Origin of the sequence: Pseudomonas sp. TH06 (genome assembly GCF_016651305.1) — a bacterium.
In the GTDB taxonomy this organism is placed as follows: Bacteria; Pseudomonadota; Gammaproteobacteria; order Pseudomonadales; family Pseudomonadaceae; genus Aquipseudomonas.
Window position 1 is genome coordinate 595,517 of sequence record NZ_JAEKEC010000001.1, and the last position, 12,979, is coordinate 608,495.

General features: G+C 59.5%; 14 protein-coding genes and 1 pseudogene. 6 read left to right on the top strand and 9 right to left on the bottom strand.

Annotated features, from left to right (window positions below; all coding sequences use genetic code 11):
* Positions 1–9: 9 nt before the first annotated feature.
* From JFT86_RS02730 to JFT86_RS02750, 5 genes are all read right to left on the bottom strand, one after another.
* Positions 10–1,359, bottom strand: coding sequence for a GntP family permease (locus JFT86_RS02730; protein WP_095051052.1), 1,350 nt, complete (start codon positions 1,357–1,359; stop codon positions 10–12).
* Between the two features lie 386 nt (positions 1,360–1,745).
* Positions 1,746–2,261 carry a Fic family protein gene (locus JFT86_RS02735; protein WP_242489467.1) on the bottom strand — a complete coding sequence of 172 codons (516 nt, stop codon included), beginning with the start codon at positions 2,259–2,261 and terminating at the stop codon, positions 1,746–1,748.
* A gap of 241 nt (positions 2,262–2,502) precedes the next feature.
* On the bottom strand, positions 2,503–3,396 hold the full coding sequence (locus JFT86_RS02740) for an NAD-dependent epimerase/dehydratase family protein (protein WP_201235573.1): 894 nt from the start codon (positions 3,394–3,396) through the stop codon (positions 2,503–2,505).
* A gap of 103 nt (positions 3,397–3,499) precedes the next feature.
* Positions 3,500–4,411, bottom strand: coding sequence for a LysR family transcriptional regulator (locus JFT86_RS02745; RefSeq protein ID WP_201235575.1), 912 nt, complete (start codon positions 4,409–4,411; stop codon positions 3,500–3,502).
* A 191-nt stretch (positions 4,412–4,602) separates the two neighbouring features.
* Complete coding sequence (locus JFT86_RS02750; RefSeq protein ID WP_201235577.1) at positions 4,603–5,193, bottom strand: NAD(P)H-dependent oxidoreductase; 591 nt, start codon at positions 5,191–5,193, stop codon at positions 4,603–4,605.
* 184 nt (positions 5,194–5,377) lie between these two features.
* Between JFT86_RS02750 and JFT86_RS02755 the strand changes: the two genes are divergently transcribed.
* Entirely contained in the window at positions 5,378–5,692 is a 315-nt protein-coding gene (locus JFT86_RS02755) for a putative quinol monooxygenase (protein WP_201235579.1), read from the top strand.
* Here the strand turns inward: JFT86_RS02755 and JFT86_RS02760 are convergent.
* Positions 5,682–6,446 carry a sulfite exporter TauE/SafE family protein gene (locus tag JFT86_RS02760; protein WP_201235581.1) on the bottom strand — a complete coding sequence of 255 codons (765 nt, stop codon included), beginning with the start codon at positions 6,444–6,446 and terminating at the stop codon, positions 5,682–5,684. The two genes, JFT86_RS02755 and JFT86_RS02760, sit on opposite strands and share 11 nt — an antisense overlap.
* Positions 6,447–6,661: 215 nt before the next feature.
* On the opposite strand from JFT86_RS02760, the gene JFT86_RS02765 reads away from it, so the two are divergent.
* The 4 genes and pseudogenes from JFT86_RS02765 (at position 6,662) to JFT86_RS02780 (ending at position 8,708) form a co-directional block, all read left to right on the top strand.
* The gene (locus tag JFT86_RS02765; RefSeq protein WP_201235583.1) at positions 6,662–7,543 is read left to right on the top strand and encodes a LysR substrate-binding domain-containing protein; all 882 of its coding nucleotides are present in this window, start codon (positions 6,662–6,664) and stop codon (positions 7,541–7,543) included.
* 44 nt (positions 7,544–7,587) lie between these two features.
* Positions 7,588–7,890 (top strand): annotated as a pseudogene (locus JFT86_RS02770) (NAD(P)H-dependent oxidoreductase); the annotation flags it as partial.
* 26 nt (positions 7,891–7,916) lie between these two features.
* Positions 7,917–8,249, top strand: coding sequence for a MerR family transcriptional regulator (locus JFT86_RS02775; protein WP_201238543.1), 333 nt, complete (start codon positions 7,917–7,919; stop codon positions 8,247–8,249).
* A gap of 108 nt (positions 8,250–8,357) precedes the next feature.
* On the top strand, positions 8,358–8,708 hold the full coding sequence (locus JFT86_RS02780; RefSeq protein ID WP_122589396.1) for a cupin domain-containing protein: 351 nt from the start codon (positions 8,358–8,360) through the stop codon (positions 8,706–8,708).
* Positions 8,709–8,964: 256 nt separating this feature from the next.
* On the opposite strand, the gene mmsB is transcribed toward JFT86_RS02780, so the two are convergent.
* Complete coding sequence (mmsB, locus tag JFT86_RS02785; protein WP_201235585.1) at positions 8,965–9,852, bottom strand: 3-hydroxyisobutyrate dehydrogenase; 888 nt, start codon at positions 9,850–9,852, stop codon at positions 8,965–8,967.
* 10 nt (positions 9,853–9,862) lie between these two features.
* Complete coding sequence (locus JFT86_RS02790) at positions 9,863–11,389, bottom strand: CoA-acylating methylmalonate-semialdehyde dehydrogenase (protein ID WP_201235587.1); 1,527 nt, start codon at positions 11,387–11,389, stop codon at positions 9,863–9,865.
* A gap of 149 nt (positions 11,390–11,538) precedes the next feature.
* Between JFT86_RS02790 and JFT86_RS02795 the strand changes: the two genes are divergently transcribed.
* On the top strand, positions 11,539–12,486 hold the full coding sequence (locus JFT86_RS02795; protein WP_201235589.1) for a LysR family transcriptional regulator: 948 nt from the start codon (positions 11,539–11,541) through the stop codon (positions 12,484–12,486).
* Here JFT86_RS02795 and JFT86_RS02800 read toward each other — a convergent pair.
* On the bottom strand, positions 12,483–12,935 hold the full coding sequence (locus JFT86_RS02800; protein ID WP_201238544.1) for an OmpA family protein: 453 nt from the start codon (positions 12,933–12,935) through the stop codon (positions 12,483–12,485). The two genes, JFT86_RS02795 and JFT86_RS02800, sit on opposite strands and share 4 nt — an antisense overlap.
* Positions 12,936–12,979: the final 44 nt, after the last annotated feature.

Genomic DNA, 12,979 nt, shown 5'->3' on the forward strand with positions numbered 1-12,979 from the left:
TGGCTCCGGTTACAGCAGGTAAGAAAGGCCGACGGTCAGACCGAAAGCGACCAGCGAGATCAATGTCTCAAGCACGGTCCAGGTCTTGAACGTCTGCGCGACCGTCATGTTGAAGTATTCCTTGATCAACCAGAAGCCGCCGTCGTTGACGTGGGAAAAGATAACCGAGCCAGCGCCGGTCGCCAGCACCAACAGCTCAGGGTGTGGATATCCCAGACCAATGGCCACCGGCGCGACCACGCCGGACGCGGTGGTCATGGCCACGGTGGCGGAACCGGTGGCGACGCGCATCAACGCCGCGAACAACCAGCCCATGATCAGCGGCGACAGGTGAAATTCGTGGGCGAGACCGACGATCTGATCAGTCACCCCAGCGTCTACCAGAATCCGATTCAAGCCACCGCCAGCGCCCACCAGCAGTGTAATACTGGCGGTTGGTGCCAGGCATTCGTTGGTGAATTTGAGGATCGATTCGCGGTTGAAACCTTGAGCGATACCCAGCGTCCAGAAACTCAGCAATGTCGCCAACAGCAACGCAATCACCGAGTTGCCGATGAACAACAGGAACTGATTGAAGCCACTGCCCGGCGTGGAAATCAGGTTGGCCCAACCACCGATCAGCATCAACACCACCGGCAGCAGAATGGTCGCCATGGTGATGCCGAAACCCGGCAGTTTGTCGCGCGGTTCGCGGTCGAGGAATTGCTTTTCCAGCGGGTTATCCGCCGGCAACTGAATGCGCGGCACGATGAATTTGGCGTACAGCGGGCCGGCGATGATCGCGGTCGGAATGCCGATGGCAATCGCATACAACAGGGTCTGCCCGACCGACGCCTGATACGCCTGCACCGCGAGCATCGCCGCCGGGTGCGGTGGCACCAGCGCATGCACCACCGACAGGCCGGCGACCATTGGCAGGCCGACCATCAGAATCGACACACCGACGCGCCGCGCCACGGTGAAGGCAATCGGCACCAGCAACACAAAACCGACTTCGAAGAACAATGGCAGGCCGACCAGAAACGCAATGCAGACCATCGCCCAATGGGCGTTTTTCTCGCCGAATTTGTCGATCAAGGTGCGCGCCATCTGCTCGGCGCCGCCGGACTCGGCCATCATCTTGCCGAGCATCGTCCCCAGCGCCACCACCAGCGCAATATGCCCCAGCGTCTTGCCCACCCCAGCCTCATACGCGCCCACCACACCGGACGGTGGCATCCCGGCCACCAGTGCCAGGCCAATGGAAATCAGGGTGATGACAATGAACGGATTGAGCCGGTAACGGGCGATCAACACGATCAGCGCGATGATGGCGACGGCGGCGTAGACCAGCAGCCAATAGCCGAAGGAAGGCGTCATGCGGTACTCCTCGAAAGGGTCACGTTCGAATGGGTTGTGAAACTCATAAATCATTTCGAGATCGAGATTTCAAACCGCATGAAAGTAATTTTCGTGGAGAGGTAAGGCGTGTCGCTAATGGATATGTCGTGTCGCGATTAATGAAAATCGAGGGGCGGGATTTACATGCGTTCGCGTTCAACACAAAACCCTTGTAGGAGCGAGCCTGCTCGCGATTGCGCCGTATCAGTCAACATCATCATGGCTGAATGACCGCTATCACGAGCAGGCTCGCTCCTACAGTTTTGATCGCAGTCGTTCACCGAATCCCTGAAGCCATTGAACGCAAACTCAAAGTCAAAAACAGCAAGTTCCTGCACCTTTCCCTGGCCAGGTAACCTCGCCGTTCAAGTCCACAAGGCTTGCCGTACCCAATACTCCATCGGTTCGTAGTTGCCATTCAAACCCTGGTGAATCGCAGTAAAATAAGCTTCTTTGTTTCGTTCCCAACTGCTGTAGTCGAGCGCAACGTAGCCCGCTTGCACGGCCATGACATCCGCCAATAATCGCGACAACCGTTCATTACCTTCACGGAACGGATGAATCAGGATGAACTCCACGTGCGTAACCGCGATGGCGTGAATCAGGTTTTCGTCCAGATCAGGCCTGCATGGCGTGTATTTCGCCAGGCAGCTCTTTTCGAACGCATCCAGCAGTCGAGGAATCTGCGGTGCCGCCGCAAAGAAGAATCCATCCTTGCCAAGGTTCACCGCACGAACATCACCCGCCCATGGATAGATATTCCCCAGCCATTGCCGATGCCAGTCCTGCAAATCCTCAACAGTGATTGACCGATCCGGCAAATCCTCGATAAGCACGGACTGGTAGAGTTTTTCCAAAAGCACCAGTTCTGCGTCTTCCATTTCCTCAGGATCGCAGAGGCCCAATTTGTTGCTCAGTACTTGCTCATTCGAGCCGGGCTGAAAGCGGCTCTGTGCGCCCTCTGCGTCATATCGGTTAGTCATCCTTGCACCTTTGAACCGGCATAGTTGCGAGCACCATAAGACCGGTCTGACACGAGAGCAAAGCCTGAAATACAAACGGCCGCCCAAGGGCAGCCGTTTAGAGTGGTGATCGTCAGGCCCTACAGGGCTTAAACACCCATCACACCATTTCGTTACGAATCCATTCAACCACCGACGTACGCTTCGGCGCCCAGCCCAGCAGTTCGCGGGCGTGTTTGCCGCGTACACGGCTGTTGGAGCCGAGGCCGTAGTTGGCCATTTCGTAGCCCCACTCGGCTTCGGCGTCTTTCAGTGGCCAGTCTTGCGGCTCACCGAGGTTCAGTGCCTGCGCCATGGCGGTGGTCATGTCGATGAACGACGCTTCGCAGCTTTCGACGAAGTAGAACGTGCCCGGTACGTTTTTGGTCAGCGCCAGCAGATACAGGGCGACGACGTCTTCGATGTGCACGTTGGACCAGATGTTCTGACCCGTGCCGACGTGGCGTACCACGCCGCTTTTACGTGCCTGTTTGAGCAGACGTGGCAACTGCACGCTGTCGCGATTGACGCCCAGGCTGTGCCCGTAAATGAGCGTGTTGCAGATCACTGCCGAGTTCACGCCATCCTTCGCGGCGGCGAGGATCAGGTTGTCGATGGCCACGCGGGCAGCCTTGTCGACGGTCGGTTCCGGCAGGTTGTCTTCGAAGTAGATGACGTCGCTGGATTTACCGCCCGATGCATCGCCGACGATGCTCGAACCGCTGGTATGCAGGAACACTTTGTTGGAGCCGCGCAAAGCGTCGAGCAACGCTTCAACCGCGCCGCGATGGTCGCTGCTGGCGGCGTTGATCACGGCGTCGGCGGCGCGGGCCTGTTCGGCGAGTAACGCTTTGTCATCAAGGGTGCCGATCACCGCGGTGATGCCCAGTGCTTTCAGCTCATCTGCCTGTTCGGCGCTGCGCACCAGACCGGTGACTTTATGCCCGGCCTGGACCAGACCGGTGGCAATCGAGCCGCCGATAAAACCGGCAGCGCCGGTGACGAATACGTTCATGGAGAAACTCCCTGCGTGAATAAGTGATGGGGCGAGTATCGACCGATGCCCCTCAGGGAAACACCCGCCCTCGGCCAATTCACTCTTGCGTATAGGTCACGAATCAGCCCTTGAAGTCTGCGCTGGCGTAAACGGCGAGTTTGCTCTGGATGAAGTCGAGGAAGCACTGAATGCGCAGCGCCAGTTGCGAGTTACGGTAGTACACCGCGTTGATCGGCTGGCGATACCCGCTGTTGAATTCACCCAGCAACACCTTCAAACGCCCGGTGCGGATGTCATCGATGGTCATGAAGTGCGACAGGCAGGCGATGCCCTGACCTTCAAGCGCCAGGTGGCGCACGGTCTCGCCGCTGGAGGCGCTGATGGCCGGATTGATCGGCCAGCGGTCACCGTGCACGTAGCGCAATGGCCACTGGTTGAGGCCTTCGTTCTGGGTGAAGCCGAGCAAGGTGTGCTCGCTCAAGTCGGCCACTTGCAACGGCGCACCGTGTTTCTGCAGATACGCGGGGCTGGCGACGATCAGCAGCGGACTGCTACCGAGTGAACGGGCGTGCAGCGTCGAATCGGCGAGGGTGCCGATGCGGATGGCGATGTCAGTGCTTTGTTCCAGCAGGTCAATGATCAGGTCATTGCTGTTGAGTTCGAGCTGGATATCCGGGTAGAGCCGGCGGAACTCGTCGATGTAAGGGACGACGGCGTGGAGCATGAACGGCGAGGCGGCGTTGATCCGCAGACGTCCGGACGGGGTTTGCTGGCGGGAGGACAGGCGTTCTTCGAGTTGGTCCATCTGGTCGAGAATCAGCTTGGCCTGCTCGAAGAAATACTTGCCCTCCTCGGTCAGGTCCATGCGCCGCGTGGTGCGGTTGATCAACGTGGTGTCGAGCTTGGCTTCCAGCCGCGACAGCGTGCGGCTGACCGCCGAAGGGGTCTGCCCGACCTGCTCGGCGGCGGCGGAGATTGAACCGCATTCGATCACGCAGACGAAAATCTGCAACTCATCGGATCTGGCTTTCACGGGTGTCCCTTAATTGATCGTCGGCACAAATCCATTGTGGAGAGAGAACACCTTTGTGGCGAGGGGATTTATCCCCGATGGACTGCGCAGCAGGCCCCTTTTTTTTCAGGATCAAGAGCGGGGCCGCTGCGCGACCCATCGGGGATAAATCCCCTCGCCACAGATAAATCCCCTCGCCAAAGGTAATCATTTCAGGCGTTGAGAGCGAACACCTCTTTCAGATGCTGTTCATACCGCGCCACATCGTTCTCGATGTTCGGGCTCTTCATCACGTCCACACAGAGGAATGTCGGCAAAGCAGTCATGCCCAAAAATTCGTTGGCCTTGTGAAACGGAAAATACACCGCGTCCACGCCTTTGGCTTCGAAGAAATCAGTCGGGTCGTCAAACGCTTGCTGCGGTGCGTTCCAGGTCAGCGACAGCATGTATTGCTTGCCCTGAATCAGCCCGCCGCTGCCGTACTTCTGCGAGGAATCAGAACGGGTACGGCCATCGCTGGCGTAGAGGCTGCCATGGCCTTCGGTGAAGACTTCGTCGAGGTACTTTTTCACCGTCCACGGCGCGCCCATCCACCAGCCCGGCATTTGATAAATGATCACGTCGGCCCAGAGGAATTTCGCTACTTCCTCTGCAACGTCATAACCCTCGTCGATGAACGTGGTTTTCACGTCGACACCGCCGCGATCCAGCACGCTCAGTGCCGCTTCGTGCAGGGTGGTGTTGTAGCGACCGTCGGAGTGGGCGAATTTTTTACCGCCGTTGAGCAACAAAACTTTTTTCATGACAAAGCCTCGGCGCAGCCATCGGGCTGGGTGGAGAAGGGAAAATGGAATGGCGGCAGATTAACGATCCGCCTCGCGCGGAATAAGCCGTGGCTGCGCAAAATACATTTGAACAAAACGCACGAATCGAGTGCAGATTGTTGCCGTAGGATTGGCCGCCATCTGAACTTGAGGAGTTTTATCGATGAGTGAGCGCCACGGTTTCATCCTGCACGCCAAGACACGCCCGGAAAAAGCCGAGGCTTTCGAGGCGCTGTTTCGCGCCTATGTCGAACCGAGCCGCGCCGAGCCGGGTTGCATCGAGTACCACATGCTGCGCGACCAGGAGGATCCGTCGCTGTTCATCTTCTACGAGATCTGGGAAAGCCAGGCGCATCTGGACGTGCACTCGAACCTGCCGCACATGAAGCAGTTCTTCGAGCAGCGCATGGAATATCTGGAGCGCGATTTTGATATTCGCCGGATCGACATGCTCAGCGAGTCCTCGGCTAACCGCTGATCAGCAGGTGGGCGCCGAGCGCGCCCATTCCGATGAAGAACACGCGCTTGAACAGCATCGCGCTAATGCGTTGACGCAGCCATTGGCCGAGCAACATGCCGAGCACTGCCGGGATCAGCGCCAGCAGCGAGGCGCTCAATTCGCTGCCCCCGAGCGCACCGCGCCAGAGCAAGCCGCCGGCCAGTGCCAGCGTCGAAACAGTGAAGGACAGGCCCAGCGCCTGCACCAGTTCATCACGGTTCAAGCCCAGCGCTTGCAGATACGGCACCGCTGGAATCACGAAGACGCCGGTGGCAGAAGTGATGAGGCCGGTGATCACGCCACAGACCGGGCCGAGCCAGGATTCATGGCGAGGTTTAACGTGCAGCGTCGGCAGGAATAACCCGCTCAACGCATACAGCAACAGCGCCGCGCCCAACCCGCGCACGACCCAATGCCCGCCCTCCATGCCAATCCACACAGTGCCGATACCGGTGCCGAGGAAGATCAACAACAGCATGGGCCACAGGCGCTGGATCAGTTGTTTCAAATGCCCGCCGAATGCCAGTTGCCAGACATTGGTCAACGTTGCCGGAATGATCAGCAGCGCCGATGCCTGCGACGGCGCCATAGCCAGACCGAGCAGGCCCATGGCGACCGTGGGCAGGCCGAGACCAATGACGCCTTTGACCAGCCCGGCCATGACGAAGGTAGCGATGACCAGCACTGACAAGGCCAAGCCGAGGTTTTGGTAGTAATCTGCGAGTGTGTTCATGGCGCTACTGTGCGCTTGAGGGGGCGGGTTGAAAATCCGCCATATACTGAGGCTGCCTCTTCCAATACAAGAGGCTGATATTTTCTTTGAGACTTCAGGCGCCATCGCGAGCAGGCTCACTCCTACAGGTTTGTGCTCGCCACAGATCCAATGTAGGAGCGAGCCTGCTCGCGAAGAGGCCGGCCCAGACACCACAAAAACCAGAGGCTGTCCCCATGCACTTCGACCTCACTGACCTGCGCCTCTACCTGCACATTCTCGACACCGGCAACATCACCGCCGGCGCCGCCCGCAGCCATCTGTCACTTGCCGCCGCCAGCGCCAGAATCCGCGCCATGGAAGCCTCGCTCGGCATCGACTTCCTCGAACGCGGTCGCCGTGGCGTCACCCCGACACCGGCCGGCAAAGCCCTGGCGCAGCACGCGCGCATCCTTCTGCAACAAGCCGAACGCATGGAGCAGGATCTGGCCGACTACGCCAAGGGCGTCAAAGGTCAGGTTCGCTTGCTGTGCAACACCACTGCGATCACCGAATACCTGCCGGAAGTGCTCGCGGACTTTTTGCGCAGCCACCCCAATCTCGACATTGATCTGCAGGAGCTGCCCAGCGCACGCATCACCCACGCCTTGCGCCAGGGTGCGGCGGATCTGGGGATTGTGTCTGACGCGGTCGACACCAGCGACTTACAGACTCAGGCGTTCCGCGACGATCCACTGGTGCTGATTCTGCCGCTGGACCACCCATTGTCTGACGCCGCCGACGTCAGTTTCAGTGACGCCTTGCGCCACGACTTTGTAGGACTGAGTGCCGACAGCGCCTTGGCGATCTATCTCGAAGAACAGGCCCTGCACAGCGGCTCGCGAATGCAGGTGCGCATCCGTGCGGATGGCTTCGACGGTGTGATGCGCATGGTCGGCCGTGGCGCGGGGCTCGCCATTGTGCCGCTGGCCGCTGTCGAACGCGGGCCGTCTCGCGCCTTCAAAAACGTCGCCCTTGAGGAGCCTTGGGCGCGCCGTACCTTGATGCTCTGCGCCAGAGATTTCAGCGCATTGCCGGGGTACGCCAAAGCCTTGTTGCACGCCTTGACTCTCCCCTAAGGGGCAGACTTCATCCTTGGTTTTTTCCAGCAAGGACAGTGACGATGGGCAAACGCATTCTGCTGATTCTGGGCCATCCTTCGGCGACAAGCCTGTGCGCCGCGCTCGCTGATCGCTATGCACAATCAGCGCTTGCGGCCGGGCATGAGGTGCGTCAGTTAAGGCTCGGCGAGATGGATTTCGACCCGGTGCTACGCGAGGGTTATCAACAGATCCAGGCGCTGGAAAATGACCTGAGCGCGGCACAATCCGACATCCTTTGGGCTGAACATCTGACACTGGTTTACCCGATCTGGTGGGGCGGCATTCCGGCGCTGCTCAAAGCTTTTTTTGATCGGGTGCTGCTCAAGCTGCGCAACGCTCCGGCACCACCATCAAAAGCATCCGTCACTATGAGTCGATCGGCCTGCTGCCCAAACCCCGGCGTCAGGGCAACTATCGCCTCTACGATCAACAAAGTGTCGAACTGCTGATCTTGATCAAATGCGCCAAAGAGATGGGTTTTCGCCTCAAGGAGTTGCAGGCGATTTTCGCAGATCATCACGGCGATTCGATGCCTTGGGCGCTGGCGCAGCAGGCCATCGAAGCGAAGAAACGTGAAATCAACAACAGCATGGCCGAGCTCATACGGCAATACGCGCAACTGGAAGGGTTCGAAGCAAGCCTGGAACACGCCCGGGTCACTTGCCCGCTGGAGAACCTGTAAGCGCTTTGCGCGTTTCTGAGCACTTCGATGTCGAGCACAGACAACTGAGCAGCGCCCGGGCGCTATAGGGTGCGAGTTCATTCCTAAAGTCCACTGCCCGGAGTCTCCATGACCGCGACCGCCCCTATCACCGTTCTGCGCGACACCCATCCGCTGCCGGTACTCGACGCCTGCAAATGGGAAAAACTCGAAGGTGACCCGCACACCGTCAACCTCAACGCCTACACCAGCGAAGACGGCAGCAAGATCATGGGCACCTGGATCTGCACCCCGGGCAAGTGGCGCGTGGAATATGTGAAGTGGGAGTACTGCCATTTCCAGGAAGGCTACTGCGTGATCACCCCGGATGGCATGGCGCCGATCCACCTGCGGGCCGGCGATATTTTCGTGGTTGAACCGGGAATGAAAGGCACGTGGGAAGTGGTCGAGACCGTGCGCAAATATTTCGTGTTTGCCTGATACAAAAAAGCCGGGAAAACACCCGACGTGATTTCCCGGCAACACCTACTGCAATTTTGTTCAGCACACCCCACAGATATCTGTGGAAATAGAGAACCTGTGGCGAGGGGATTTATCCCCGATGGGGCGCGAAGCGGCCCCCTTCATATTGCCAGTCAAAACGCGGGCTCAGGGCTTACGACTGCTGCGCAGCCGATCGGGGATAAATCCCCTCACCACAAAATCCCACTTGCCACAAAAGTATTGCTGACCCAAGTTACTGCGGCTTGCGATAGCTGTTGATGATCGCCGAGAAGTCTTTCCCGCCTTCACCACGCTGACTCATCGCCTGATACAACTGCTGCGCCACCGCGCCGAGTACCACGGGCTGATGCGCCTGACGTGCCGCTTCCGTTGCCAGGCCCAGATCCTTGAGCATCAGTTCCGCACCAAAGCCGCCGGTATAGCCGCGTGAGGCTGGCGCCGTTTCGACGATGCCCGGCCACGGGTTGTACATTTCCGAACTCCAGCAACGCCCGGTCGAGCTGTTGATGATGCCGGCCAGCACCGAAGTGTCGATGCCCAGCGCATCACCCAGCGCCATCGCTTCACTGACACCGACCATCGAAATCGCCAGCAGCAGGTTGTTGCAGATCTTGGCGATCTGCCCGGTGCCGACTTCACCGCAATGGACAATGTTGCGGCCCATCTGCGCCAGCACCGGTTGCAGGGTGGCGAACAACTCTGGCGTGGCGCCGACCATGAAGGTCAGCGTGCCAGCCGTCGCGCCACCGGTGCCGCCGGAGACTGGCGCATCGGCCATGGCCACGCCCTGCTTGGCTGCTGCAACTGCGACATCGCGAGCCGTCTGCGGATCGATGGTGCTGCAATCCACTGCCGGCACGCCTTTGCCGATGCCGGCCAGGACGCCGTCTTCACCGAGCCAGACGCTGCGTACATGCACGGCGGCCGGGAGCATGGTGATCACCAGTTCGGCGTCCTCGGCAGCTTCGCGCGCCGACGAACGAATGGTGCCGCCCAGTTGCTCCAGTTCCGCCAGCACGGTTTTGTTCAGGTCGACCAGATTCAGCGAATGGCCAGCCTTGATCAGGTTGCGCGCCATTGGCGCGCCCATGTTGCCCAGACCGATAAATGCGATTTTCATGGTCGATTCCTCAGCGCAGGTTGATGGTGGTGTTCACGCCGTCGTTGACGCTGTTGTCATCGAACCAGCGCGCCGTGACCGTTTTGGTCTGGGTATAGAACTGCACCACTTGCTTGCCGTACGGACCGAGGTCGCCGAGTTTCGAACCACGGGAACCGGTGAAGCTGAAGAACGGCACCGGCACTGGAATCGGGATGTTGATGCCGACCTGGCCAACGTCGATTTCAGTCTGGAATTTACGCGCCGCTGCGCCGCTCTGGGTGAACAGGCCAGTGCCGTTGCCGAACGGGTTGGCGTTGACCAGCGCAATGGCCTGATCAAGGGTGTCGACTTCCAGCACTACCAGCACCGGGCCGAAGATTTCCTGGGTGTAGATCTGCATGTCAGTGGTCACGCCCGAGAACAGGGTCGGGCCGACGAAGTTGCCTTGTTCGTAGCCCGGCACCTTGATGTCGCGACCGTCCAGCTCAAGCTTGGCGCCTTCCTTGATGCCGCTTTCGATCAGGTCGAGAATCCGCGCCTTGGCTTTCTTCGAGATCACTGGCCCGACATCGGTGCCCGGCTCGCTGCCGGCGTTGACGGTGAGTTTCTGCGCCAGCGCTTTCAGGTCCGGCAGCCATTGTTTCGCCGCACCGACCAGCACTACCACCGAAGTGGCCATGCAACGTTGCCCGGCCGCACCGAAACCGGCGCCAACCAGTGCGTTCAACGCTTGCTCGCGATTGGCGTCTGGCAGCACCACGGCGTGGTTTTTCGCGCCCATCATCGATTGCACGCGTTTGCCGTGCTTGCCCGCCAAGTCATAGACGTGGGTGCCAACAGCGGTCGATCCGACGAACGAAACGGCTTTGATGTCCTTGTGTGTGCACAGGCCATCAACCACGTCTTTGCCACCGTGAACAACGTTGAGCACGCCCGCTGGGACGCCAGCCTCAATCGCCAGCTCGACCAAAAGCATGGTCGACAGCGGATCCTGTTCCGAAGGTTTCAAAACGAAGGTGTTGCCGCAGGCAATCGCCATCGGGAACATCCACAGCGGAATCATCGCCGGGAAGTTGAACGGCGTGATGCCGGCGCAGACGCCGATTGGTTGACGCAGGGTGTAGGTATCGACGCCGCCGGCAACGTTTTCGGCGAACTCGCCCATTTGCAGAGTGCCGATGGAGCACGCGTGCTCGACCACTTCCAGGCCACGGAAAATATCACCCTCGGCGTCGGCAATGGTTTTGCCCTGCTCGGCGCTGAGCACCACGGCGATACGTTTGGAGTGTTCACGGATCAGCGCTTGCAGCTTGAGCATGATGCGCATGCGCGCGCCGATCGGGGTCAGTTTCCAGGTCTGGAAGGCACGGTGTGCGGCGCCGATGGCGGCATCAACTTCAGCGGCGGTGGCAAACGGCACTTTCGCCAGCACTTGCTGGGTCGCCGGGTTGACGATGTCGTGCCACTCGGTGGTCTGCGACTCGACCCACTCGCCGTCGATCAGCAGCTTGACCTTCTGGACCGTGGTTTCGTTGGGCGTAAGCGATGCGTTCATGCTGGTCTCCAAAACTTGTTTTTATCGTAGGAGCCAAGGCGAAGGGTTCGCCTTGAGATGAGGCGTGTGTCACGAATTGGTTGTCGGACTGTTTTTGGAGTATAGATGTGCAAACTTCTAATAAGAACGCACATATAAGCCCGTCCATCATGCAAAAAAACATCACCTCTCTAGGTTCGCTCAACTGGGACGACCTCAAGTTTTTCCTCGAAGTCGCCCGTACCCGCAAGGCCAGCACGGCCGCCAAACGGCTCGCGGTGGACTACACCACCGTGTCGCGGCGCATCAGTTCGCTGGAAGCGGCGCTAGGCACATTGCTGTTCGAGAAATCGCGCACCAGCGGCTTCGTATTGACCACCGAAGGCCAGCGCCTACTGGGTTATGCCGAGTCGATTGAAAGCACGCTGCACATGGCCTGCGAACAGGTTTCCGGTTCCGGCGTGGCGCTGTCCGGGCACGTGCGCATGGGCTGCACCGAAGGCTTCGGCAGTTTTTTCATCACGCCGCAACTGAGCCATTTCGTCGACGCCTACCCGGCAATCTCGGTGGACATCCTGCCGCTGCCGCACTTCATCAGCCTGTCCAAACGCGAGGCCGATATCGTCATCGCTCTGGAGCGTCCGGAACACGGGCCGTACGTCTGCTGCAAACTCTGCGACTACCGCTTGCAGCTCTACGCCACCCAGGACTACCTCGACCAACACCCACCGATCCGCCGCCCGGCCGACTTGAGCAAGCATCAATTCATCAGTTATGTGGATGACCTGGCGTTCAGCTCGGAGCTGCTCTACCTGGCGAACGTGCTGCCCGGCGCCAGCGCCCATTTGCGCAGCACCAGCGTGATCGCGCAGTTCGTCGCCGCGCAGCAGGGACGTTCTCTGGCGATTCTGCCGTGCTTCCTCGCCGCACAAGACCCACGCCTGCTACCGGTATTGCCCGAGGAAATCGACATCACCCGGCAGTTCTGGATGTACTGCCGGGAGGATCTGCGCAAGCTCAAGCGGATCACCCTGTTGTGGGATTACATCCGTGAGGTGACCGAGCGCAATCAGGGTCTGCTGATGGGGCAGACCCGGGAGATGCGGTTCGCCGATTAGTCGGCGCTGACCACGATCGCGACGCGGCGGTTTTCTGTGCGACCCGCCGCCGTGTTGTTGGGCGCCACCGGTTCGCTGCTGCCCAGGCCTTGCAACTGGATGTTCTCTTGCTTCATGCCGACCGTGCCCAGCACGTTGGCCACGCTTTTGGCCCGGCGCAGGGACAGTTGCTGGTTGTAGCTTTCCTTGCCCGACGCATCGGTGTGGCCATCGACCCGCACTCGCTCGATGCCGACATTGAGCAACGCCTTGCCGATGCGCTCGACGATTTCGGTGCTTTGTTTGTTCAGGCTTTCGACATCGCTGCCGAACAGCACTTTGCCCGACAGGCCAAACTCCCAGCCTTCGTCGGTCAACTCAAAACCTTGCTGTTTGAGCACGGCAATCTGCGCGGGAGTCAGGCCTTTTTGCGGGGCGGTCTGGCAACCGGTCAGGGTCAGCGTGGCCATCAACAGCAGAATGGAAAAAATTCGAATGGGCAGTGTAAACACGG

Bases quoted from the DNA above. Each gene is read 5' to 3' on its own strand.
- JFT86_RS02760 (WP_201235581.1), bottom strand. From the start codon at position 6,446: ATGAACACACTCGCAGATTACTACCAAAACCTCGGCTTGGCCTTGTCA.
- JFT86_RS02765 (WP_201235583.1), top strand. From the start codon at position 6,662: ATGCACTTCGACCTCACTGACCTGCGCCTCTACCTGCACATTCTCGAC.
- JFT86_RS02755 (WP_201235579.1), top strand. From the start codon at position 5,378: ATGAGTGAGCGCCACGGTTTCATCCTGCACGCCAAGACACGCCCGGAA.
- JFT86_RS02780 (WP_122589396.1), top strand. From the start codon at position 8,358: ATGACCGCGACCGCCCCTATCACCGTTCTGCGCGACACCCATCCGCTG.
- JFT86_RS02750 (WP_201235577.1), bottom strand. From the start codon at position 5,193: ATGAAAAAAGTTTTGTTGCTCAACGGCGGTAAAAAATTCGCCCACTCC.
- JFT86_RS02730 (WP_095051052.1), bottom strand. From the start codon at position 1,359: ATGACGCCTTCCTTCGGCTATTGGCTGCTGGTCTACGCCGCCGTCGCC.
- mmsB (WP_201235585.1), bottom strand. From the start codon at position 9,852: ATGAAAATCGCATTTATCGGTCTGGGCAACATGGGCGCGCCAATGGCG.
- JFT86_RS02795 (WP_201235589.1), top strand. From the start codon at position 11,539: ATGCAAAAAAACATCACCTCTCTAGGTTCGCTCAACTGGGACGACCTC.
- JFT86_RS02800 (WP_201238544.1), bottom strand. From the start codon at position 12,935: ATGGCCACGCTGACCCTGACCGGTTGCCAGACCGCCCCGCAAAAAGGC.
- JFT86_RS02735 (WP_242489467.1), bottom strand. From the start codon at position 2,261: ATGGAAGACGCAGAACTGGTGCTTTTGGAAAAACTCTACCAGTCCGTG.
- JFT86_RS02740 (WP_201235573.1), bottom strand. From the start codon at position 3,396: ATGAACGTATTCGTCACCGGCGCTGCCGGTTTTATCGGCGGCTCGATT.
- JFT86_RS02790 (WP_201235587.1), bottom strand. From the start codon at position 11,389: ATGAACGCATCGCTTACGCCCAACGAAACCACGGTCCAGAAGGTCAAG.